This is a genomic window from Roseburia rectibacter, assembly GCF_014287515.2.
Taxonomy (GTDB): Bacteria; Bacillota; Clostridia; order Lachnospirales; family Lachnospiraceae; genus Roseburia; species Roseburia rectibacter.
The window spans coordinates 3,011,304-3,035,861 of the sequence record NZ_CP092473.1; the positions used below are offsets into that span (position 1 = coordinate 3,011,304).

Below are 24,558 nucleotides of genomic sequence, written 5' to 3' on the forward strand. Positions count from 1 at the left end.
TTGGATATTTTGGGGGCGAAACTTGTTTTAGATTCATGAACGTTTCGAGCTGGGGAGCAATTTGTTAATCACCAAATTTGAATACACTCTATTTGGTTTCAGCATCATATTTTGTAAATGACATGTTTTATTAATCTTCCCAGATTTCATCTCCGAGTGATGTAATATATGCTGCAAGTTCGTCCGACATCTGCTCTGCCTCCGGGATACGGATATGTCCAGGTGTGCCGGAGCCATTTTTCGTGTAGAGGAAGTGATGGACTCTGCTGCTTCCAATACGGGTGCAGACTTCATCGATGGAGCGGTCCCAGTTTTTATCATGACACAGGATCGTGGTAGCTAAAATGATCTGTGCTTTTGGATATAGTTCCATCAGTTTTTCGATAAATGCCTGGTAATGTTTTCTCCAGTTTTCGGATTTTTCACTGTCGTAATCTTCTGCCATATAGTCTACCGGATGATTATCGTTTTGTCCGATCGCGACAACGACTACATTCGGGATATATTGGGAAAAATCCCACTGTTTTGTCGGTCCGAGATCCGGGTGGTATTCGATCTTATCATAGCAGGATTCAACACCTTTATAATGAGGTGCGGCAAACCAGCCGGTATCATCTAAAAGTGATATTCCACCCTGTGACGTATCATGGATCTGTGCATTTAATTTGCGCGCCGTCATCCATGCATAGGAATACCAACTGTTTGAGTATTGCCCATCATGCTCCGGATCCGGCTTTCCAACATATGCCACAGCCTCCGAAACTTCTCCACAGGAAACACTGTCACCGAAAAATTCCATTTTTCGTTTTGGTTTTTCCGGCAGTTCCAGCACTTTAGCTCCATCATCGATCTCAAATCCGTAAAATGTAAATGTATGACAGGAATCCATCCTCTTAAATAAAAGCAGTTCATGTGTTCCTTCCGGCAGGTTCTCCGCTAAAGTATAAGTCTTTTTCTCCTCATCGGACGACAAGGTAAAACGCTTCTGTTCCCCGTCTATAAAATATCCCAGCTCATTCGTCCAGCAGGAACGGTGGTTTACGATCACTGCCTTTAAGGATGTTCCGGTAAATTTCATTCCGATCGAACTGCACGCATAGACAAGAACCGGTGCAAGTCTGTCATCAAAATCAATTCTTCCACTGTAAGATAACATTTCATTGTCTGGTTTAATTATCATGTTCTGATTTCTCCTCCAAAAATTAAATATGTAAGCAGACTGCCCGCTCAGCAGACATTCCATTATGATAAAATGCACGTTCTGCGGACACTCCATCACACGTTTCATGAATTACGCAACAAGGCTGCCGCAATTTTCATTGCACCTGGCAGCCTGTGTTACAATAAATTTTATAATATTAAGGATGAGCAGCAGCTCTTTTAGCGTCTTCCGATCTCGGTATCTTCCGGAGTTACAACGCTGTTTTCCTTGATGTAATCAATGATATCATCAAGTTCTGTGAATGCAAGACCAACATAACTGTCTGCAGCACCGTAGTAGATTGCGATCTTTCCTGATTCAGAATCATGGATCGTTGCGCATGGGAAACATACATTCGGAACAAATCCGCGCTCCTCATACCATTCTTCCGGTGTAAGTAAGAATGTCTCACAACGATATTTTACAATAGATGGATTGTCAATGTCTAAGATTGCTCCACCGATAGAGTATACATAGCCATTGCAGGTTCCGCTTACTCCGTGGTAGAATAACAGCCATCCTTCGGATGTCTCGATCGGAGCAGCACCGCCGCCGATCTTTAAGGACTCCCACCACTCAGAGCCTTTGCCCATTACATGTCTGTGTTTGCCCCAGTAGGTAAGATCCGGGCTCTCACTTATGAAAATATCACCAAACGGTGTATGTCCACTGTCAGATGGACGGGATAATAACATGAAGTTTCCGTTGATCTTTCTTGGGAATAATACTGCATTTCTGTTAAACGGAAGGAACGGATTCTCAATTCTTGTGAATGTCTTGAAATCTGTTGTCTTTGCCATACCAATAGCTGCGCCGTAGAAATCCTGACACCAGATAATGTAGTAGGTATCTTCTACTTTTACAAGACGTGGATCATATGCGTAGCGCGGCATAAATGGTTTGCCTTCCTCGTCTACGAAATCGATCTTGTTTTCTTCGAAATTCCAGTGGATCGCATCTTTACTTCTTCCAAGATAAATATAAGGGATACCATTGGTCTGCTCTCCACGGAACACCCCGATAAATCCATCTTCATATGGCATAACAGCACTGTTGAAAATTCTTGCAACACCCTTTACCGGATTGCGTCCGATGATCGGGTTCTCATTATATCTCCATACAGGTGCTCCTGTTAACTCTGCCGGTCTTTCCTGCCACGGTACATTTGGTACCGGCTGGCTGATCATTTTATATTTGCTCATCTTCTTCCTCCATTTCTGCGTTTCTTTCGTCCACGCATCTATAATTTACTTTTCGATCTTCATTTTTCTGCACTTATGCAAAACTTTGTATGCAGTCATCTGATTTTCTGCATTTATTCTTATTTGTTTTCTTTTGCAAGAAACTCTAAATTCTTCTCGATCAGTCCGCATCTCTGTGCCACACACTCAACGCTTCTGCCCGGATCCTGCGGTGTATTAAATACATAATCAACCAGTTTATCAACGGTAGTTGTCGCTACATGCATTCTTGTATCCGAAGATGCATAGTAGATAAATACTTCGTTGTTCTCATTTACGATCGCGCCGTTGGTAAATACAACATTGCTTACATCACCGACACGCTCCTCACCTCTCGGTCCAATTAAAAGTCCGGACGGCTCTGCGATCACTTTTGACGGATCATTTAAGTCTGTTGCAAATGCATAGATAACATAACGGAGTCCTGCTGCGGTGTTGCGGACACCATGTGCAATGTGGATCCAGCCTTTGTCTGTCTTGATCGGAGTTGCACCGGCACCGTTCTTTGCCTCTGTGATTGTGTGGTATTTACGAAGACTTGTCATTTTCTCCTCGTCGATCACTGCATGTGTGATATCTTCGCAAAGTCCAAATCCGATTCCTCCGCCTGATCCGGTTTCAATAAAGTCATCCATCGGTCTTGTATAGAATGCATATTTTCCATCTACAAATTCCGGATGAAGTACCACGTTTCTCTGCTGCGGAGAATTTAAAGTAACAAGATTTGGCAGTCTCTCCCAGTTCTTTAAGTCTTTGGTACGGACGATTCCGGCTGCTGCTACGGCTGCAGAAAGATCGTTTACGGTTGTATCTTTTGACTCAGAACAAAATACACCATAGATGTAACCATCTTCATGTTTGGTCAGACGCATATCATAGACATTGGTCTCTTCCGGACAGGTATCCGGTAACAGGATCGGATAATCCCAGAAACGGAAACCATCAATTCCATTGTCACTCTCAGCAACACCAAAGAAAGATTTTCTATCGTTTCCTTCGATTCTCGCAACCAGATAATATTTTCCGTTCAGTTCGATCGCGCCGGAATTCATCACTGCGTTGATTCCAAGACGCTCCATGAAATATGGATTTGTCTCCGGATTTAAGTCATATCTCCATGTAAGCGGGATGTGCTCTCTTGTCAGTACCGGATATTCGTAACGGTCATATACACCATTGTAAAAATCCGATTTTACATTTTTGCGGGAAAGCAGTTTTTCCTGCTTTTCTTTTTCTACATAATATCTCTCATGTAACATTCGTCGAATCTCCATTCTTTTTCTAAAAATAAATGAATCTGTTTTATGCTCCGATTCTGCGGATGACTTCTATACACATTCTTCCATTATGATACGGACATTTCCATGGCTCTACGATCGGTCTGTCTAATATCGGACTTCCATCCTCATTTACCTCCCAGAACCACTCTGAACCATTTCTCTTATCGACCACATAGGTTTTGATGAACTCCCACTCTGCCAGTGCCGCATCCCGGTACTCAGAATGTTCTGTGTTTCTCTCATAACCGTTTAAGAAACCAACAACGGTCTCCGCCTGCACCCACCAGACGCGGTGTGCATTGACCACTCCGCGGTCACATTCATTTGCAAGAGAATGACCATCAAATGCCACCTGATAAATTCTTGAGGTCAGTGTCTTTGTGATCGGTGTCATTTTCTCACGGTAATGTTCATTGTTTAAAACATCGACACCGCGATCCATCAGCCATGCTGTCTCAATGTCATGACCATAAGAATGAAGGTCTAAGATTGTGTTATAGTCTGCATCAAAAAATACTTCCTGACGCTGTTTTGCCGGATTGTATACCTTATCTGCAAAGGTATCCATGATCCACATCAGTCTCTTTCCAACCTTTTCATTTTTTGTCACGCGGTACAATTCTGTATACGCTTCAAAAACATGAAGCAGTGTATTCATTGTCTTATCTGCAAGTACACCGTTCTCAGAAAGCTTTTCGTTTGATTCCGGTTTAAAATCTCTTGTAAAAGCTTCTAAGTAGCCGATCTCATCGGTGCAGTGCTCCTCAATGATATCGAACAGGGAAAAAGCAAGTTCTAACGCTTCTTTATCACCGGCTGCATCATAATAAGAAGACAACGCATAAATGCAGAACGCCTGATTGTAAGTATGCTTGGTTGTATCGAGCGGTGTTCCGTCATAATTTAATGACCAGAAGATTCCTCCATATTCTTTATCGATACAATGATCCCTTAAAAATTCATAACCATGTTTTGCTTCTGCAAGCAGATCTTCTCCCTTAAAACCTGCTGCCTCACATTCCTCTTCCGAAATGCCGCCATCTTTATAAAGTAAATACGCATTTGCAAAAAACCAGGTAATACGGCTGTTTAAAATACATCCTTTTTCTGCTTTTTCATCCAATGCAAGATCATAGGAAAGATAACCGTAATATCCGCCGAACTTATCATCCCGCATACCTCTCCAGAATGGAATGATATGTGTGAGCAGTTCGTGTTTTGCTTCTGCTGCAAGTTCTTTTAACTCACTCATAACCGTTTCCTCTTTCTCTCTTTAGCCTTTTACTGCACCTGCAGCAATTCCACTGTAAATCTGTTTCTGACAGAGGATAAATACGATCAATGCCGGAAGCAGGGAAATGATAACACCTGCACAGATCAGGTTGTACTGACTTCCCATCGGACCAACAAATGTATAAAGTGATGTCGCGATTGTATGTAACTTTTTATCCATCAGATAAAGGTTTGCCATATAGTACTCGTTATAAACACCCACACCCTTTAAAATACAGGATGTAACGATTGCCGGTTTTAATAATGGAAGCATAATCTTCCAGTAAATTGTCCAATAGGATGCGCCATCAATGATTGCCGATTCATCCAGAGATATTGGTATATTTTCCATAAACTGAATGAAAATGTAAATTGAGATAACATCCGTTCCGCACATCAGAATAATATATCCATATAAATGATTGACAAAGTGCAGTGCTGTCATGATATTATATACAGTTACCTGCATTGCAACTGCCGGAAGCAGTGAAGCAAACAAAAACAGGTTTCGGATCAGTCCGTTTCCCGGAAATTTAAAACGGTTTAACACATAAGCAAGCTGTGTTCCGATTATAATGGAAACAACCAGGACAGATACCATAACGATCACGGAATTTAAGAAAGCTCTTCCCATATCCGCTGTCTGAAATGCTTTAATAAAATTATCAAAATTCAGCCAGTTCTCCGGCAATGTCATAACATTGGTCGCCTGATATTCTTCCTGTGTCTTAAATGCTGTAATCACACAGGAGATAACCGGAACAACTGCACAAAGTCCAAAGAAGATCAACGATACATATTCAACGATCAGCCAGAGGATTGCACCAACGGTATAATGTTTTTTTCTTTTCTGCACATTTACATTATGTTTTTTCATCGCCCTATGCCACTCCCTTTCCGACTTTCTTTGCCTGTTTTTCTGCTTTTAATCTTGCACGTTTTGCTTTATAGGACTCATCCTCACTCTCAGCATCACGGAAGATGTATTTAAAGAATAATTTCTGTAAAATCGTACATGCAAAAATGATAAGAAGAAGTACAACTGCCATTGCAGAAGCAAGACCTACCTTCTGGCTTACATGAGCGATCTCATTCATGATTACAAAGTATGTTCCGGTTCCATTTGCACCATCTGTGATAACGTAAGGCTGTTCAAATGCACTTAAGGAACCTGTAATGGAAAGAATTACGTTTAATGTGATAATTGTTTTGATACTCGGCAGAATAATATGTTTAAACTGCTGAAATTTATTTGCACCATCTAACTCTGCTGCTTCGTAAAGGTCTGCATCCACAGACATGATCGCACCGATAAACAATACCATGTTCTGTCCAAAATAACGCCATACCGAAGTAGCCACCAAAGACCAGTTGTTAATTGACTGATCTTTCAGCCAGTATGGAAGATTGTCAAGTTTAAATCCACACCATTGTAAGATCGTATCAAATACAAATCCTCTGGTGTAGAAAAATTTAAAAATAAATCCGATCGCAATACCACTGATCAGATATGGGAAAAACATTAATCCTTTAAAGAAGTTTCCTCCCTTTACCTTAAAACTTAAAATAGTAGCCAGATAAAGTGCAAGTACAAGCTGAATAATCGCACCTACCATATAATAAAGACTGAGTTTTAATGCTCCAAAGCAGTCATCCCTGCGAAATACGTCAATATAATTTTTAAATCCGACAAATTTTCTCTGATCTACCGGAGTTAAATATTTCATCTTATAAAAACTGAATTTTACCATCTCGGCAAAAGGCAGATAAGTAAATACAAACAGCAATAACAGCGGAATTGTCATAAATGCCACACAGATGATCACCTGCTGTCCTTTTCTGCTTTTTGCCCATTTTGTAAAACTGAATGGTTTTTTCCCTTCCATATCCACAATTCCTCCATCCATTGTCTTTTATCCGGGAAGGGGAACCTCCCCTTCCCTTTTGTGGAACTATATTACTCAGTTACTTCAATTCCGTTTGATTCCTGTGCATCAGACCATGCTGTGTTCCATTCGTCCATGATCTCATCAAATGTCTTATCGCCATTGGATGCATGCTCAATGATTGCCTGGATTTTACTGTCTCCACCTGCGTTAATATTTAACTCAGACTCTGCATTCATCTCATTTAAGAAATCTTCCTCGCCAGCTAATGCAGGTTCATCCTCTAAGAATGTTACGCCATCGAAGGAAAGTTTTGTATCTGTGCTGCCGGCTACGATTGGAAGTCCATCCTCGTTGTATGAGAAACCGGATTTTTCTGTCATCCATTTAACAAATACCATAGCTGCTGCTTTTTCATCATCTGTTGCATTTACATTGATACCATAAGAGTAATCAGCACCTGCTGATGCATACTGCTCACCATTTACAGTAATCGGGAATGGCATATAACCGATATCTGCGCCATTTTCACCAGCTGCCTCCATCTGAGGATAAGCCCATGAGCCAAGTACCATACAACCGATCTCACCATTGTTGATCATACCTTTACAGCCCTCCCAGTCAGTTGTTGCAAAGTCATCTTCGATCAGTCCGTCTGCAACTGCATCATAAAGGATCTTGTAAACTGCATATGCATGAGTGTCATCGCCATAATTCTGGAATGGATCTTTTGTATGAACAAACTTCTGATTCATATATGTATTGTCGCCTGTTGCATTATTTCCAATGTAAGCATCCCATGCTCCCATTGTCCAGCCTGCTGCATAGTTTGTGTAAAGTGGGATTGCATCTGTGTTATCTTTGATTTTCTGTAATGCATCGATAAATTCTTCCGGAGTCTTTGGAAGTTCTGTAACTCCTGCTTCCTCAAATACTTTTTTATTGTATACGATACCCTGTGTAGTTGCTGTAGAAGGAACACCGTAAACCTGTCCGCCATACTCCCATGTAGTTGCATAATTGATCTGGGTCTTCATGGTATCAAGATCACCATATGAAATAAAGTAATTACTTAAGTCTGCCTTATCAACCGCCGGGATCATCATGACTGTCTCATAGTCACCAGACTGTAAATGCATCAGAGCATCATCTGCATAGTTGGTATCGGTTGTAAGTTCAACTGTAATATTTGGATACATTTCATTGAATGCTGCTAAATACTCTTTCCATGTTGTTCCGTTATAATCGTCAGATTCAAGATCTGTTCTGTGGTTGAATAATGAAATTGTTGCTGTCAGATCTGTATAATCCTCACCAAGTTTGATGTCTGCATAGGATAAAGATCCGTCTGTGGATGCTGCTGCATCACTGCTCTCGGTAGCTGCTGCATCATTTGTTGCTTCTGCACTGTTATCAGAAGCTGCTCCGTTTGTTGCTCCCCCATTGTCTGCTGCATTGTTTGAACCGCCGCATGCTGCCATGCTCATGGTCATAACTGCTACTAATGCAACTGATAAAACCTTTTTTAATTTCATAGAATTTTCCTCCTTTTGATGTTTGTTACTTTGTTTTGTAACTTAATTTAATTATATATCGTTTTGTTTTTTAGTCAACACTTTTTTCTTGTTTTTTAACCTTTTTAAGGCTTTCATTGTGCATTTCGGCACTATAAACAATTCTATTTATCGATTTTTGTGCACTTTTTCACATTTATTTTTCATTTATTTTTGTTATTTAGCTTATTTTAGCCTAATTTGTACAATTAATTATTTTTTATATTAAGCTATGTTTTTGATTATTTAACTAATTACTTATTTCACCACAGCGTTATCTGCAGAACATCCATAACTTAACAATATAAAATGCTCACCAAATGCTGGTTTGTTTATGAAATAAATCGCCCGTCCCAATGGTGTGTCGCAGGTCTGTGAGTGGCATCTTGCGCAAAGCCGGAGTTAATTTTGTTTCCATTGTACGAAAATAAGAAAAGTCTAAGTGTGTCGAGTTAGATTTTCTCGGAGTGACGTGACCGGCGTTCAACGAGCCATCCGTGGCTCGTGAAGCCTTGTTCTGCCATCCGTGGCAGAACATCACTGTGTATCTACAGACACACTAAGATTTTCTAATTTTCTCCCAAAGTCACAAAATCAGCTCCGGCTTTGCGCAAGATGCCAGCCTCCAGGTTATGAACACCATTTGGGTGGGCGGTTCATCTTAAAACTGGGGGCGCGGGTGTGAATTTTTGATATTCGCACGAATGAGAATATGCTTAAAATCCTAATGTGCTGTATCACTGATATTCAGCCTGATGACTCCCCAGAATTTCCACCTACTACATTGTATTACATGAAATTTTTCGTAAATTGCCAGATTAATAACGCAGAATATTTTTTCAAATGTGTATGGCAATAAACATAGGCATAATGGGATATATTGAGGTTTTCCAGTATTATCAAACCAATAATAATCTATTAAACATAGTTATTTGGAAATATTTTTTAATCTGATTCAGACACAAAACACTAAAAATTTACGCACCCCCAAGGTTGTAAAATGAGTTCCCCGGCGAAGGGTGGTTCACAACTTAGTGGCTGGCAAATTGCATCAAGCCGGGATTTGTTTTGTGACTTTGGGAGAAAATTAGGCAATCTTAGTCTGCCTGTCCGTAACACAGTGTTGTGCTGCCACGGACGGCAGCACAAGTCTTAATGTGCCCGGATGGCACATTTAAGACGTACACGTCACTCCGCCACAACCTATACCAGGCAGCCTTAGATTGACTTATTTTCGGACAACGGAAACAAAACAGTCCCGGCTTGATGCAATTTGCCAATCGAAAACCCCCGGAACCACCCTACACGAGGAAACTCATGTCAACCACAAGCCAAAATTTGGTGTGAAATCCATGAAACGAAAAAAAGAGAAAGCGGCAAGCCTTTCACAACTTACCGCTTTCTCTTATTTTACAACCTGCTGCACGCTGGCTTTTTCCACCAGCCTTCCCTCAACAATGGTAATTCCCTGTTTATAACGTTCCCCGCTGACTTTCTTTAACAGCACATGTATTGCTTTATTTGCCATTTCACGGATATCCACCTCATAAGTTGTGATCTCGACATCACACAGTCCCGGAAAAAGATAGTTATCAAATCCAACCACTGAAAAATCTTCCGGAACGCGATACCCCTGCTCTTCTAACTGATTGATGACCATGCTTGCCGTGAGATCGGAGTTGCACACAAATGCCGTCGGCATATCTTTCATCTGATCCGGATGAATATCAACCTCTACCACACCACATTCCATATCACGATCCGATATGATCCACTCCTGTGGCACTTCAATACCATGTTCTAACATGGATTTCCGGTAACCGAAATAACGGTCTGTGATACTTGCTGTAAACAACAGTGTTCCGACATACGCAATTTTTTCATGACCATGCTCGATCAGATAATTCGTCAGCATGTAAGTACCATAGTAACTGTTAGAGATCACCGCATCACTCATCTGGTGTTCATCATAAAAATCAAGATACACGATCGGAATCTGTGTATTCTGTCTTAATGCACCTAAATATTCTGTCCTCAGCCGTCCGATCAGAATCAGACCATCTACTTTACGTTCCAGCACGATTTTAGGCAGATTCGCCTCGGCTTCATCTTCTAATGAAACAACCTCAAGCATCGTGAAACATTCTTTCTGAACGGCCCTTGTTGCAACACTCTGGTACATTCTCCAGTAAAAGGATGCATACTCTCCTAAGTATTTTTCCGATACCAGCACCCCGATATTATAACTTTTTACTGACTTTTCTTTTTTTACGGCAGATGGCTGCTTGTATCCAAGTTCATCTGCCAATTGTTTGATTTTTTCCCGCATAGCCTCGCTGACACCTTTTTGTCCGGAAAGTGCTTTTGAGACCGTGACCGTACTGACACCAAGCTGCTCTGCAATGTCTGCCAGCTTTACTGCTTTTGCCATAACCGTCCCCTTCTTACTACTTTTTACTTTTTCGATTTAATCTTATTTCTTTTCCACAAAATGTAACAGTTTTGACTGGAAATCCCCCCATGGATTCTGGATCAGAATACCTGCATACATTAATGTATCTCCCGCATATACAGTATCTTCGCCTTCCAGACAGTAATTCTTCTGCGGATCGAGTCCTTTTAATGTGATTCTTCTGCTCTTATAATTCGGACGGTTGATCACCTGCACAAATGTAACCAGTACTTCTGATTTATCTTTTGAAACCACCTCGTAACAGTCAAAATAATGATTTTCCTGATAGGAGGCAATCCTGTAATAATCGCCGCTTCTTACCAGATCATTGTATTTATGATACATGGCAACCTGTTTCGGGATCATCTGTCTGTCTTCTTCCGGAATCTTTGTGACATCCAGCTCATAACCGAAAGTTCCTGCAAGCGCTACATGGCCTCTTGTCTCAAACGGTGTAACACGTCCCACCGTATGATTCGGACAGTCTGAAACGTGCGCTCCCATCGTCGATAACGGATAGATCATCGCCGTACTTTCCTGAATCTTTAAGCGTTCTACTGCATCCGTATCATCCGAGCACCAGATCTGTGGACTGTAATAAAGCATACCCGGATCAAAACGTGCACCACCGCCGGAACAGTTTTCCAGTAAAAGATGTGGGAACTCTGTTACCAGACGCTCCTGCATCTCATACACTGCCAGCACATAACGGTGATAAAGTTCACCCTGACGGTCTGCAGGAAGTCCATAGCTTCCGATGTCAGAAAGCTGACGGTTCATATCCCATTTGACATACTCAATATTTGCACTGCGTAAGATCGACGCCACGCTCTCATATGCATAATCGCGCACTTCTTTTCTGGTAAGATCAAGTACATACTGATTTCTGCAGAGAGAGCCCTCTCTTCCCGGGATCTGGATTGCCCAGTCCGGATGTGCCTCGTAAAGTTTTGAATCCGGTGAGATCATTTCCGGCTCAAACCAGATACCGAATTTTAATCCAAGTTTATTTACCTCATCTACCAGATGTTTTAAACCACCGTTTAATTTCTCTTCGTTGACATACCAGTCACCCAGACTTGATGAATCATCATTGCGGTGTCCAAACCAGCCATCATCCATAACCAGCATTTCAATGCCAAGTTCCGATGCTTTTTTTGCAATGGAAAGTAATTTTTCCGTATTGAAATCAAAATAGGTCGCTTCCCAGTTATTGATCAGAATCGGACGTTTCTTATCCTTATATTCACTGCGGATCAGATGATTACGGTAAAGTTCATGGAACTGGTGTGTCATGCCGTCATATCCGGTATCGCTGTATACAAGCACGACCTCCGGTGTCTGGAAACTCTCACCTTTTTCTAACTTCCAACAGAAGTTCTCCGGATGGATTCCCATACCAACACGGACGGTATCAAACTGTCCTAGCTCGACCTGTCCGATAAAGTTACCGGAATACACAAAATGCATACCATAAACTTCACCCTGTGACTGGTCTGCATTGCCTGCCGCAAGTGCCATAAACGGATGTTCCTGATGGGAAGACTCACCTCTTACTGATTCCACTCCCATAAAGCCTTTTTTCACCTTGCGGTGTTCTAACATACGCTCCCTTGCCCAGGAACCATGCATGGTAAGCAGTGTAAAATCACGGTTATCCATATCCATGGAGAAAGACAGTGCCTTCGTCAGATATAACATTTCGCCGTCATTTTCGATCCGCACGCTTCTTGTGATGACATCCACATCAGAAAATGCCGTGTAAAGCAAAGTTACCTTTAACCCAAGTACCGGGTCCTCGCATAGAAGTTCTAATGTCTCACAGGAATCTTCATCGCCGAACGTTGCAGGAAGTCCGGCAAGTCCCGGTTTTCCTGCATAAATTTTATGTGACACATAAAACAGTGATACTGCTGTATGGCCTCCCTCTGTTCTCACAGAAATACTGCTTCTTCTGTAATCTCCGAGTCCGTTTCCTGCATATTCCATCGGAAACGTATCATAGAATGATACTCTCTCTCTGTTATTTTCAGAAGGCACAAACGGTCCCTCTCCCGTGCGGAGCAGATACGAAATATTAGCATCTCTTAATTTCTTACCATAATATACATGACCGACAAAATTTTCTTTGTCCACGATCCCGATCACATAACTGGAGCCTGGCGTATCCAGTTTGAAAATACGTTCTTTCTCAAAGTATGTAATTGCCACGCTTCTGTTCCTCCTGTTATTTCAGCAAATCTTCTTTTAGTCCGGCAAGTTTCTTTTCTGCATCCTCTAAAGAACTTCCCTTGACACCAAAGTAATATTTGATCTTCGGCTCTGTTCCGGACGGACGCATACAGCACCATGCATTATCGGAAAGTTCATAATAAAGTACGTTTGACTCCGGCAGACCTGTCTTTGTCACTTCTCCGGTTACTGTATCTTTTCTTGTATCCTCTTTATAGTCACGGACTGCAAGCACATCAAAACCACCAAGTCTTTTCGGAGGATTCTTTCTGGAATTGCTCATCAGTTCCTGAATCTGCGCTGCTCCATCGATTCCTTTTAATGTCTTTGTCTCAAGTCCTTCTCTGTAGTAACCGTATTTTTCATACATTGCAAGCATTTCATCCCACAGTGTCATGTTGTTCTTTTTGCACCAGGATGCTACTTCACATAACATCATGACTGCAACGCAGGCATCTTTATCCCTTGCATAAGTACCGGCAAGACATCCGTAGCTTTCCTCTAAGCCAAACACATAATTATAGGTATTCTGCTGCTCGAAGAATTTGATCTGCTCTCCGATATATTTGAATCCTGTTAAAACTTCGATCAGTTTTACGCCGTAAGATTTTGCGATTGCTTTTGCCATATCGGTGGTAACGATCGTCTCAACCAGTGCAGGATTTTTTGGCATAGTTCCCATTGCTGTTTTTTCTCTTAAAATATATTCTGCGATCAGCATACCTGACATATTTCCTGTAAATGTCACATATTCGCCGCTCTTTGTATCTTTGCAGTAAACACCGAGACGGTCTGCATCCGGATCTGTTGCAAGAACGATATCAGCATCCACTTCTTTTGCAAGTTTTAATGCAAGTTCAAACGCTTTCGGTGACTCCGGGTTCGGGTATGCAACAGTCGGGAAGTTGCCATCCGGTTTTTCCTGCTCCGGCACTACATATACATGCTCAAAACCAAGCTCTTTTAACACGCGGCGCACCGGAAGATTTCCAGTTCCGTGAAGCGGTGTGTATACGATCTTGATATCTTTTGCCATCTCTTTGATGATCTCAGGATGAATGGACTGTTTTTTCAGTTCTTCCATATAACGGTCATCGATCTCTTTACCGATCACATTGTAAAGGCCTGCTGCAACTGCCTCTTCTTTTGCCATGGTCTTTACCTGGTCAAAGGAAGTTACTTTTGCAACTTCTGCTAAAATATTTTTGTCATGAGGCGGTGTGATCTGTGCGCCGTCCTCCCAGTATACTTTGTATCCGTTGTATTCTCTCGGATTATGGCTTGCTGTGATGACGATACCGGAAATGCATCCTAACTCACGCACTGCAAAAGATAACTCCGGTGTCGGGCGAAGGCTGTCAAATACATATGCCTTGATGCCGTTTGCATTTAAGCAGAGCGCTGCTTCCTCTGTAAATTCTGTGGACATGATTCTTGAATCATGTGCGATCGCAACACCTTTCTCCTGTCCGTTCTGGGAGATGATATAATTTGCAAGTCCCTGTGTTGCCTGACGCACAGTATAAATATTCATACGGTTGGTTCCGGCTCCGATCACACCCCTTAAACCACCTGTTCCAAATTCTAACTGTCTGTAAAAACGATCCTCGATCTCTGCCTGATCCCCCTCGATTTTCTTTAACTCAGCTTTTGTATCTTCATCAAAATACGGATCTGTGCACCACTGTCTGTAAGTATCCATGTAATTGCTCATTCTTCTTCTCCTTTACTTCTCTATAATTCATTTTTTATTGTTTTTTAAATTATAACCTTTTTTTAAGTTGTTGTAAACTAATTTTAATCTTTTTACTGTTTTTATATTTTCATTTACCCAAAAAAGAATCATAATATTTTTTTACAACTTTTTCTGCAGGTTTCGCATAGATCTCATAGTCCATGCGCGACTTTGCACTCCGCTCCTGATAAAGTTTTGCATCCCATGACCAGAGTGCCATTCCCTGCACCCAGTCTCTCTTACTGCAGGCTTTAAACATATCTTCATACCACTCAGCCTGACCATCCGGGTCAGCATCACCTTTCACGCCCCAGTCATTCGGTACTTCCATGGAACCCTTTACCGACATACATCCTGTCTCTGCGAAGAAAAACGGTTTTTCAAATCTTTTTACCACTGCTTCAATACGGTCTAACTGATTTTCCCAGTCACCATAAGGATAATAACCGCTTGATGATATCACATCCACAGCATCCCACCATTTCACACGGTGCTCCTGATACTTATCCGTATTATAAGAAAGAAGTCCGTGATAAACCTGCCTGATATCCGAAAGCAGTCTGCGCCATTCCGTTTCACGATGCTCACTCATCACCATCTCACAGCCGGCAATAAACATTTCACAGCCATACTGCTCTGCGATCTTTGCATAATGAAGCTGAAATGCCGTATAAGATGTAAACCAGTTCCCCCATTTTGGTTCGCATGGAACATCTTCATCAAAAAAATTAATGTGTGCACGCCATGTTCCATTTTTGCAGTTTACCGTCGGTTTTAATGCCACACGAAGTCCAATCTCTTTCGCATACCCGATCATATCGATCAGCTCATCATCTTCCATCGTTGCTTTTGATGTGTAACATATCTCCTCAGACTGCGGTGTCTCCTGCAATCCTCCCGGCACAAATATCACAAAATCTGCTCCGGTTCTCTCCTTCATCATAGCAAGACTTTCCTTTGCCCCTGACTTTTTAAATGCCCCTGCACAGGCAAACGGTGCAAATGTCACTCCACAGATATATTCCATTTATTTTCTCCTTGCTTTTTCATTTCATCTAAAAATATAACATTCATTTTATACTGATCCTGTCATTAATATAGCATTCGCCCTGTATATCTGCTATAATTTTTCATGTCAAAAATTGTATAAATCTATTTTTATGACCAAAGATCAGTGTGAAAAATACATTTTTCACACTCAAAAATGGAGTTTAGTATGAAATCATTATTTGAATATACCGACAAATTAAATAAACCCTACGAATGTTTCTTTCTGGATGTGAAAAAAGAATGGCTGCCGGTACAGCCGCACTGGCATTATTTTATGGAGATTCTTTACATAACAAGGGGCACCGCCCTGATGTATCAGAATGAACAAAGTCATATTGTTACGGAAGGCGATCTGATCGTCTTTCTCCCTTCCGTTGTTCATTCCGTCCATGCAGTGTCCGATGCCCCTCTGCAATATTATGTTTTAAAATTTGATTTAGGCCAGCTTGATTCCTCCACTTCTTTTACCGGTGGAAACTGGAATTTTTCTGCACTGTTTGGCAATGCTATAAACAATGAGCATGCCGATATTTATTTCCCGGAAGAAGTGCTTCGCTCTCTTCCCATACAGTCTTTATTTGATGACTGCGTCCGTGAAATGCAGAATATGCAGTACGGATATCAGATGATCCTGCAGTCAAAAATCAGGGAACTTTTAACCTGGCTTCTCCGAATCTGGCGCGATGACGGTTTTGACACGGACTGTTCTTTTACACCTCTGGCAAAAGAAAATACGATCTATACCATCACGGAATATATTGACCGCCATGCCTGCGAAAATATCCGCGTGGAAGATATCGCTGCTCTCTGTCACATGAGTTATTCCCATTTTGCCAAAAATTTCCGCGAAATTTACGGACAGTCCTGTAAAAAATATATCGAATTTATCCGTCTCTGCAAGGTTGAGGATATGCTCCTTTTTACAAACTTCGACTTAAATTATATCAGCCAGGAAACCGGTTATGCCGACTGTAGCCATCTGATCCGTTCATTTAAGGAAAAATATGGAATTTCCCCGCACCAGTACCGCAGACAGCACTCCATATCCGGGCAGGATCACTGATTTGTCATAATTTCCCATGTACTGGCATCACCCAGCAGCGGCATAAGAAACATCATCACAGTGATCATCAATGCAGCGATCACAAGTCCGATGATCGAGGTGACAAGTGCCGCTGTTGCCGTACCATTCTGCTGTGGTTTTATTTTTTTCGAGCAGATTGCACCAAGCAGACCGACTAATCCAAATCCTGCTCCGTATCCGACGAATCCGGTCACGATACCGAAAATGCCAAGGATCAGTGATACCGTTGCAATATTTTCTCCCTCACGCTCCGACGGGATAATGATCTCTCCTTCCCTCATTTCCACGATCTCATCTAACTTACTTTTTCGCAGTAATACAATACACGGAATTAAAAACAGAGGAACGGTCACTACAAGATTTAATATGGAAAGATTGCCGATCATATCTGTCATATCACCATTTCCAAAAATACCGCTTGCCATTAATCCTCCGAAATCCACAAGTGCATGAATGATAATACAGATCCATAAATTACCGCTGCGCAGATAAATTGCCGCAAACAAAACACCAAGCAATGTTGCCTGCAGTGCCTGGATCAGTGCACTTGATAACGGCACGCCGGAAAGTACATTCGGGATATGCGCTGCACCAAAGATCATACTGGATAAAATAATGGCAGCAAGCACTCCACGTCTGGTGTTTGAAAAACAGTCAGCGAAAAGATTTAACACGATCCCACGCATGATCACTTCCTCGTTCATGCCGACGAAAAACATTGTCAGTATGTAAATGATGATCCCGCCTGCAGGACGCACGCCGTCCGTCCCGGAAACACTCTGTAAAAATAACTGTGCAACTGTCACATACACACAGTATCCAACCATAAATCCGCCGATATAAAATCCTCTTAAAAATCCCACACCGGTCTTTTTTAACGATTGCTGATACCCCATAAGAAATAACATGCCGATCGCATAAACAGCCACACCGAGTTCAGCAATAAACTGTAATGTATAACTGTCCGTGATGGAAGTCAGATGTGTTGCTGCCACTCCGACCAGATTCATCAGCACTAAAAAAAGTGCCGTGATCACAATACCGATAATGATGACTACTGCCTTCGGCAGCCCTAAGATTTTGTTTTTCATACCAATCTCCTTTTTCTTTTTGTTTTATATTCACACTGCCTTTTGCAATGATCCTTTCATGTACTACTTTTCCCTGATATTTCCTGCTGTATCTACCGATGCATTATCAGAGATACTCTCCATATAAGTAAACAGGCTTTGTGCTGCATTATCATCCATCTGTTTTGTCTGTCCGTCTGACGCATAAACCGGGATCAGGGCATAAGAAACTGCTCCATCTGCTGTCACTGTAACTTTTACTGCTGCAGATCTGTCAATGCTTTGTCCAAAAATAAAATTCCCCAGACTGTAAAAAACAGGTTTTCCATCCATAAACTGTATTCCTTCCAGACAGTGTGTATGCGCTCCAACGATCAGATCTGCCCCTGCATCCATGCACTGTTTTGCCAGTTCACGCTGCACCGTATTCGGCTGTTCGCTGTACTCGGTTCCCCAATGTGGAAATACCGTCACAAAATCGCAGGTCTGTTTTGCCTCTTTTATCACTTCGATGAGCGCCGCCGCATCATAACAGGTAAACATTCCCGGAGTGCCATTCTCGATTTTCCAGTCGACAGACGGAACTACACGTGATACGGCAATAAATCCATATCTTTTTCCATTCACTTCCACAACCTGCACCTCTTTTGCGCGCGCTGTGGAATCTCCTGCCCCGCCATATAAAATTCCGGCTCCATCTAATTCCTGAAACGTATCGGACAATGCCACTCTTCCATAATCCAAAGTATGGTTGTTTGCGAGTGAAACGATATCCACACCCATCTCATTTAATGCCTTTACATAAGAAGGACTGCACCGGAAGGTAAACTGCTTATCCGCCATCGGTTCCCCACGGTCACTAAACGGGAACTCATTGTTTACCATTAAAATATCCGCTTCATTTAACTGCTCTAACAGTTCCGGTGAAACAACCTTCTCGATTCCACCTGCATCATAGGCTGCTTTAAATGCATTTGCAAACAGGACATCACCGGTAAGGATGATCGTTGTATTGCCTGAGTCTTTCGGATTATCTGCGTTTGCTGCTGTTTCTGTATCATCTGATGTGCGCTCCGTGCTATCCGCTGCGTCTGCAGTATCCTTTATGTTTTCCGTTTCGCCCGATGTATCGTCATTATCTGCTCCATCTGGTGCTGTTCCGTTTTCATCCGTTTTATCTGCCGTGTCAGATTGCTTCTCTTCTGTTACTGCCGTCCCCGATGTTATAACAGGCTGTGCCTGACCACCAGTTAAAATTGCTGCGGCGATCACGCCCACTACAGTCAGTATGGAAAGCACATAAAGTACGATTCTTATTGTTTTATTCATAGATCCTCCCATTTTTGCATTGTTTTCGTTTTTCTTTGGTTCAGGAAACATTACAAAAATGACGCCGATGTACAACGATTGTACGCCGACGCCACTTTTATCATAATGATTTGTTCTCTGATTGTCAACTGACGGAAAATCTCAGTCTACTCAAAATCAACTTCAATGCTTCCCATACCACAGTCAAGTTCCATGTTTTTCTTTGCACCTTCATTTTGGACTTCTTTATCACCACTGATATTTGTATAAGTCTCCCCATCCACTTCAATCGAACCAAGTCCACAGGAAAGTTTGTAATTGTACTCTTTTTCCTCACCATTTAAATCAAGTGTCATATTTCCCATTCCACAGTCTGCTTTGAGATTCCCTTCAACACTTCCATCCATGGAAAAGTTCCCGACTCCGCAGTCGATCGACGCATCACCATTCACTACACCATCTTCGATCTCAACATTACCGACACCGACCGATACATCCATTTTTCCATTTACCTGAAATCTTTTTGCTTCAAAGTTTCCGGCTCCGACTTTTAAGGTCAGATCATTACAGCTTCCGTCAAAATCTTTCCAATTCATATCTGCGGCACCAATATCAAAATTCAGTTCATCAAAAGAACTTCCTTTTGGCAGATACAGTATGATCTGTGGGGATTTCTTATAATAATGTTTTTTCGCATCATATTTAATCTTTAATGTATTTCCATCCGTTTTACAGGAATAATATTTTTCTTTGCCGCGTTTTAATACAACACGCAGCTTTGCACTGTCATCCGATTCCCTGACTGTAATTTCTGCAGCATCAATATCCATATTGATATTCTGAATGGAAGAAGCATCATAACTCTGGTCTGCCTCCCCTGATGGAACCTCTGTCGAGAAATCTGCATCACCGATATCTGACACAAGATCCACAATATCTTTATCATCTGCATCCAGATCATCATCGTCATCATAATCATCGTCGTCATCATAATCATCGTTATCATCATAATCATCATAATCATCGTCGTCATCATAATCGCTGCCGTTATAATAGAGTCCACCCGGACCAATATGCCAGTTTCCATATCTGAGTTCCCCGTTTTTTGCCATACGCCATACAGATGCTCCCATTGCAGTGCTTACACCACAGAAGATCAGTCCCACTCCTAACAATACCGCTGCAACGATCAATGTAATCTTTGTAAATTTTTTCATGCTGTCACCCCACTTTTTTTCTTTTCAAACGGTTTCTTACACAAACAGATGATTCCTTTGACTGCCCATGGAAGAAATACGCCAAATACCCATACAACTAAAAGTACTGCTAAAATACCAAGTCCTAAAACCAGAAATCCTGCTCCGGTCAGTCCAAGTCCAACAGCCACTCCTCCTGTAAATAAAGTACTGAATCCAAAACCGATCAGAAGAAAACCTGCAAATACAAGTGACGCCATAACCGCCACCACTGCAACTGCAATGCCAAATAATGTTGCTACTACTGCAAGAAGAAGTGAGGCTATGACTAAAAGCAATGTCAGCCAGAGTGGTGATGTGATAACTACCAATACGATCGCTGCTGCGCTCCATCCACTTTTCTTCTTTTCTGAAGTCTCCTCATTTTTTACAAACATGTCATCATTCTGATTCCAGTCCGGATTATGGTCTGGCGTGACATCACAGGTTTCACTCTCTTTTTCGATTCCCAGATTCTTTTTAATGCTCTGTGCCACCTTTTCCGGTGATTCAAGCTCCGCTATGACAGATTCTTCGTTTTCTTCCCCGGCATCTTCAAAATAGCTGCGGTAAAATGCCAGTGCATCTGCCTTTTCTTCTTCTGATATTCCATCCAAAAGCTGTTCTAACTGTTTTAAAAATTCTTCTCTTTTCATACCCTCTAAAGCTCCTCTCCTGAAAACAGTGCTGATATTTTCATGGAATAATCTTCCCATTCTCTCCGGTATTCGACCAGCTTATCCAGTCCAGGCTCCGTGATCTTATAATAACGCCTGTTCCTGCCGCCACACTCTCTGTCATACACTTCAAGGCATCCATCCTTCTGCAGTCTCCTTAGCACCGGATATAAGGTGGATTCTGATACATCAATGGCCTTGCGCACATCCTGCGTGATCTTGTAGCCATAGGTGCCTTCTTCTTCTTTCGACACAACAGCTAACACGATTGCGTCTAAGAGAGCAGCTCCTGTATTAAATACCATGCGCTCATCTCCTTTTCTTTATAATATTCTATTTCTTTTAATATTATTTATCTATCAATACTATATTTCATATAATATTATTTGTCAACATTTATTTTACCAAAAATAATATATTAACACACCCAAATGCTGGTTTGTTTATGAAATAAATCGTCCGCTCAAATAGTATTTCGTAGGTTTGTGAGTGGCATCTTGCGCAAAGCCGAAGTAATTTTTGTTCCGTTGTACGAAAATAAGAAAAGTCTAGGTATGCCTGAATTAGATTTTCGCGGAGTGACGTGAACGGCAACAACGAGTCATCCATGACTCGATGCTGCCTTGTTCTGCCATCCGTGGCAGAACATCACTGTGTGTAGGCAGGCATACCAAGATTTTCTAATTTTCTCCCAAAGTCACAAAATCAGCTTCGGCTTTGCGCAAGATGCCAGCCTCCAGGTTGTGAAACACCATTTGGGTGGGCGGTTCATCTCAAAACTGGGGGCGTAGGTGCGGATTTTTGATATTCGCACGAATGAGAATATGCTTAAAATCCTAAGGTGCTGTATCATTAATATTTAGCCTGATGACTTTCCAAAATTTTCAGCTGCTGCATTGTATTACATGAATTATTTCGTAAATTGTCAGACCAAATAACACAGAATATTTTTTCAAATGTGTATGGCAATAAATATGGGCATAGTGGTATATATCGAGGTTTTTGCCAGTGTTGTCAAACAAATAATAAACCATTGAATATAGTTATTTGGAAATCTTTTTTTTATCAGATTCAGACACAAAACACTAATAATTTACGCACCCCCAAGGTTGTAAAATGAGTTCCCCGGCGAAGGGTGGTTCACAACTTAGTGGCTGGCAAATCGCATCAAGCCGGGACTAGTTTTGTGACTTTGGGAGAAAATTAGTCAATCTTAGACTGCCTGTCCGTAACACAGTGTTGTGCTGCCATGGACGGCAGCACAAGTCTTAATGCCCCCGGACGGGGCGTTTAAGACGCACACGTCACTCCGCCACAACCTATACCAGGCAGCCTTAGATTGACTTATTTTCGGACAACGGAAACAAAACAGTCCCGGCTTGATGCAATTTGCCACTCACAAAACTCCACCCCCCTTCGCCGGGGAACTCATAGCCCAACAAACCAATATTTATCAGGTATTTCATGATATAATTTAAGACAAAAAATGAGCGAAGAAAGAAACAATCTCTTCGCTCATTTTTATTGATAGAACTTAATTTAACTCTTACGCAAAATGGTATACTGAAACCATTATTTTGCACCAAACAGATATACACCGCGCTCTGTCACACGGATTTCCGGGATCACCGTAAGTGCCATAAAAGAAAGCGTAATAAACGGATCGATCTCCTCGGAAATGCCAAGTTTCTTCGCTTCCTCTAACATATCTGCCACTTTTTCGGTAATCTCATCACAGGACTTCTCACTCATCAGACCACAGATTGGAAGCGGAAGCACATCTACTACTTTTCCGCCGGAGGCAATGACATAGCCGCCCTGATTTTCTTCCACACCTTTGATGGCTGCAAGGATATCATCATCATTATCACCTGCAACGATCAGATTGTGGGAATCGTGTGCAACGGATGTTGCCACTGCACCGCCCTTGACGCCAAATCCTTTGAGTGGAGCAACACCGATCTCACCGGTCTTACCGTGACGTTCCACTACACAGATCTTATTGTAAACTCCATCCGGTTTGAAATAACCGTTTTCCGTTGGAACTTCCTCTATAAGATGTGTCGTCACAATCTGATGCGGGTTCATCTGTATCACATCTGTTTTTCCATCACAGGAAAGTCTGATCTTGTCTTTGGTGACTTCTCCCACATGAACCGTATGAAGCAGCTCATCCGGAACAGGCACGGAATAATCTTTTGCATAATCTTCCTCTGTTAAAATACGCCCGTCTTTCATGACATCAAGCGGTCTGACCTGCTCTAAATCATCTAAAAATACGATATCTGCACGATAACCGGCACCGATCGCACCATAGTTTTTCAATCCATAAAACTCTGCTGCCTGGTAACTTCCCATCTTATATGCCTTTGCGACTGGCACTCCAAGTGCGATTGCTTTACGGATGCAGGTACTGATGTGTCCTTCTTTGCGGATTTCCTCAACATGTTTGTCATCCGTACAGAATGCACAACGGTCTAAACATACCCCAGCATCCAGCATTGTTTTGATCAGTGTCTCTAAATTCTTTGCTCCACTTCCCTCGCGCACATAGATATGCAGTCCGGCACGAAGTTTATCAAGTACTTCCTCAGCAGTCGAACATTCATGATCATTTTCCACGCCGGCAAGACGGTATGCCTGAACTTCTTTTCCATGGATTCCAGGCGCATGTCCATCAATATGTTTCTTGGCAAAAAGCTCCAGCTTATCTGCCATTCTCTTTTCGCCTTCACAGCACTCCAAAAAGCGCATTGTCTCGCCAAGTCCGAGCACCCTTGCGTTATCCACATATTTCATCATATCAGAGGCAAGGAATTCACCGCAGCCGTTGGTCTCCACATCCGTTGCTGGAACTGCGGAAGGTACCATGAAAAATACATTTACCAGAAGTTTTGCGGCACATTTCAGGAAATAATCCATTCCCTTTGTTCCGCTGACATTCACAATTTCATGCGGATCAGCAATGATCGTTGTTGTGCCTGCCTTTGCAAGAACCTTTGCAAGTTCTCCCGGCGCTGCCATACAGGATTCAATATGCATATGTGCATCAATAAATCCCGGCACCAGATATCTGCCAGTGCAGTCGATTTCTTTTTCTCCCTCGTATTCACCAACACCTACGATTGTGTCACCACAGATTGCAACATCCGCCTTTAACACTTCCTCCGTAAAAACATTCAGCACATTTCCGTTTTTTAATACGAGATCAGCTTTTTGGCGTCCATTTGCACAGTCCAGCTTTCTTTTTCTCTCTAACATACGCTTCCTCTTTTCGTTATA

18 protein-coding genes are annotated in these 24,558 nt (G+C 41.9%); 1 reads left to right on the forward strand and 17 read right to left on the reverse strand.

Features of this window, described 5'->3' with window-relative positions:
• Positions 1 to 130 precede the first annotated feature (130 nt).
• The 11 genes from H8S51_RS13930 to H8S51_RS13980 form a co-directional block, all read right to left on the reverse strand.
• Positions 131 to 1,180, reverse strand: a complete 1,050-nt coding sequence (locus tag H8S51_RS13930) for an SGNH/GDSL hydrolase family protein (RefSeq protein WP_186899439.1) — start codon at positions 1,178 to 1,180, stop codon at positions 131 to 133.
• Between the two features lie 200 nt (positions 1,181 to 1,380).
• Positions 1,381 to 2,403, reverse strand: coding sequence for a glycoside hydrolase family 130 protein (locus H8S51_RS13935; RefSeq protein ID WP_186899440.1), 1,023 nt, complete (start codon positions 2,401 to 2,403; stop codon positions 1,381 to 1,383).
• Between the two features lie 119 nt (positions 2,404 to 2,522).
• Positions 2,523 to 3,701: a glycoside hydrolase family 130 protein gene (locus H8S51_RS13940; protein WP_022112548.1), complete on the reverse strand. Its 1,179-nt coding sequence runs from the start codon at positions 3,699 to 3,701 to the stop codon at positions 2,523 to 2,525.
• 43 nt (positions 3,702 to 3,744) lie between these two features.
• Positions 3,745 to 4,974 carry an AGE family epimerase/isomerase gene (locus tag H8S51_RS13945; protein WP_118591968.1) on the reverse strand — a complete coding sequence of 410 codons (1,230 nt, stop codon included), beginning with the start codon at positions 4,972 to 4,974 and terminating at the stop codon, positions 3,745 to 3,747.
• Between the two features lie 21 nt (positions 4,975 to 4,995).
• Positions 4,996 to 5,871, reverse strand: coding sequence for a carbohydrate ABC transporter permease (locus tag H8S51_RS13950; protein WP_015520959.1), 876 nt, complete (start codon positions 5,869 to 5,871; stop codon positions 4,996 to 4,998).
• Between the two features lie 4 nt (positions 5,872 to 5,875).
• Positions 5,876 to 6,901, reverse strand: a complete 1,026-nt coding sequence (locus H8S51_RS13955) for a carbohydrate ABC transporter permease (RefSeq protein WP_015520958.1) — start codon at positions 6,899 to 6,901, stop codon at positions 5,876 to 5,878.
• 50 nt (positions 6,902 to 6,951) lie between these two features.
• Complete coding sequence (locus H8S51_RS13960; protein WP_186899441.1) at positions 6,952 to 8,415, reverse strand: ABC transporter substrate-binding protein; 1,464 nt, start codon at positions 8,413 to 8,415, stop codon at positions 6,952 to 6,954.
• A gap of 1,423 nt (positions 8,416 to 9,838) precedes the next feature.
• The gene (locus H8S51_RS13965) at positions 9,839 to 10,864 is read right to left on the reverse strand and encodes a LacI family DNA-binding transcriptional regulator (RefSeq protein ID WP_022112274.1); all 1,026 of its coding nucleotides are present in this window, start codon (positions 10,862 to 10,864) and stop codon (positions 9,839 to 9,841) included.
• A gap of 42 nt (positions 10,865 to 10,906) precedes the next feature.
• Positions 10,907 to 13,096: an alpha-galactosidase gene (locus H8S51_RS13970; RefSeq protein ID WP_186899442.1), complete on the reverse strand. Its 2,190-nt coding sequence runs from the start codon at positions 13,094 to 13,096 to the stop codon at positions 10,907 to 10,909.
• Between the two features lie 16 nt (positions 13,097 to 13,112).
• Positions 13,113 to 14,831, reverse strand: coding sequence for a phospho-sugar mutase (locus tag H8S51_RS13975; protein WP_186899443.1), 1,719 nt, complete (start codon positions 14,829 to 14,831; stop codon positions 13,113 to 13,115).
• A 109-nt stretch (positions 14,832 to 14,940) separates the two neighbouring features.
• Complete coding sequence (locus H8S51_RS13980; RefSeq protein WP_117922600.1) at positions 14,941 to 15,879, reverse strand: glycoside hydrolase family 113; 939 nt, start codon at positions 15,877 to 15,879, stop codon at positions 14,941 to 14,943.
• Between the two features lie 189 nt (positions 15,880 to 16,068).
• On the opposite strand from H8S51_RS13980, the gene H8S51_RS13985 reads away from it, so the two are divergent.
• Complete coding sequence (locus H8S51_RS13985) at positions 16,069 to 16,965, forward strand: helix-turn-helix transcriptional regulator (protein ID WP_241070728.1); 897 nt, start codon at positions 16,069 to 16,071, stop codon at positions 16,963 to 16,965.
• On the opposite strand, the gene H8S51_RS13990 is transcribed toward H8S51_RS13985, so the two are convergent.
• From H8S51_RS13990 to ade, 6 genes are all read right to left on the reverse strand, one after another.
• Positions 16,959 to 18,077, reverse strand: coding sequence for a CPBP family intramembrane glutamic endopeptidase (locus H8S51_RS13990; protein ID WP_186899445.1), 1,119 nt, complete (start codon positions 18,075 to 18,077; stop codon positions 16,959 to 16,961). The two genes, H8S51_RS13985 and H8S51_RS13990, sit on opposite strands and share 7 nt — an antisense overlap.
• A gap of 63 nt (positions 18,078 to 18,140) precedes the next feature.
• A complete protein-coding gene (locus H8S51_RS13995) occupies positions 18,141 to 19,385 on the reverse strand; it encodes a CapA family protein (RefSeq protein ID WP_186899446.1) in 1,245 nt (414 codons plus the stop codon).
• A 146-nt stretch (positions 19,386 to 19,531) separates the two neighbouring features.
• Entirely contained in the window at positions 19,532 to 20,581 is a 1,050-nt protein-coding gene (locus tag H8S51_RS14000; RefSeq protein WP_186899447.1) for a DUF4097 family beta strand repeat-containing protein, read from the reverse strand.
• Positions 20,578 to 21,255: a DUF1700 domain-containing protein gene (locus tag H8S51_RS14005; RefSeq protein ID WP_186899448.1), complete on the reverse strand. Its 678-nt coding sequence runs from the start codon at positions 21,253 to 21,255 to the stop codon at positions 20,578 to 20,580. The genes H8S51_RS14000 and H8S51_RS14005 overlap by 4 nt, the downstream gene beginning before the upstream one ends.
• Before the next feature lie 5 nt (positions 21,256 to 21,260).
• A complete protein-coding gene (locus tag H8S51_RS14010; protein WP_117922606.1) occupies positions 21,261 to 21,581 on the reverse strand; it encodes a PadR family transcriptional regulator in 321 nt (106 codons plus the stop codon).
• Between the two features lie 1,267 nt (positions 21,582 to 22,848).
• Complete coding sequence (gene ade / locus H8S51_RS14015; RefSeq protein WP_186899644.1) at positions 22,849 to 24,537, reverse strand: adenine deaminase; 1,689 nt, start codon at positions 24,535 to 24,537, stop codon at positions 22,849 to 22,851.
• Between the last annotated feature and the right edge of the window lie 21 nt (positions 24,538 to 24,558).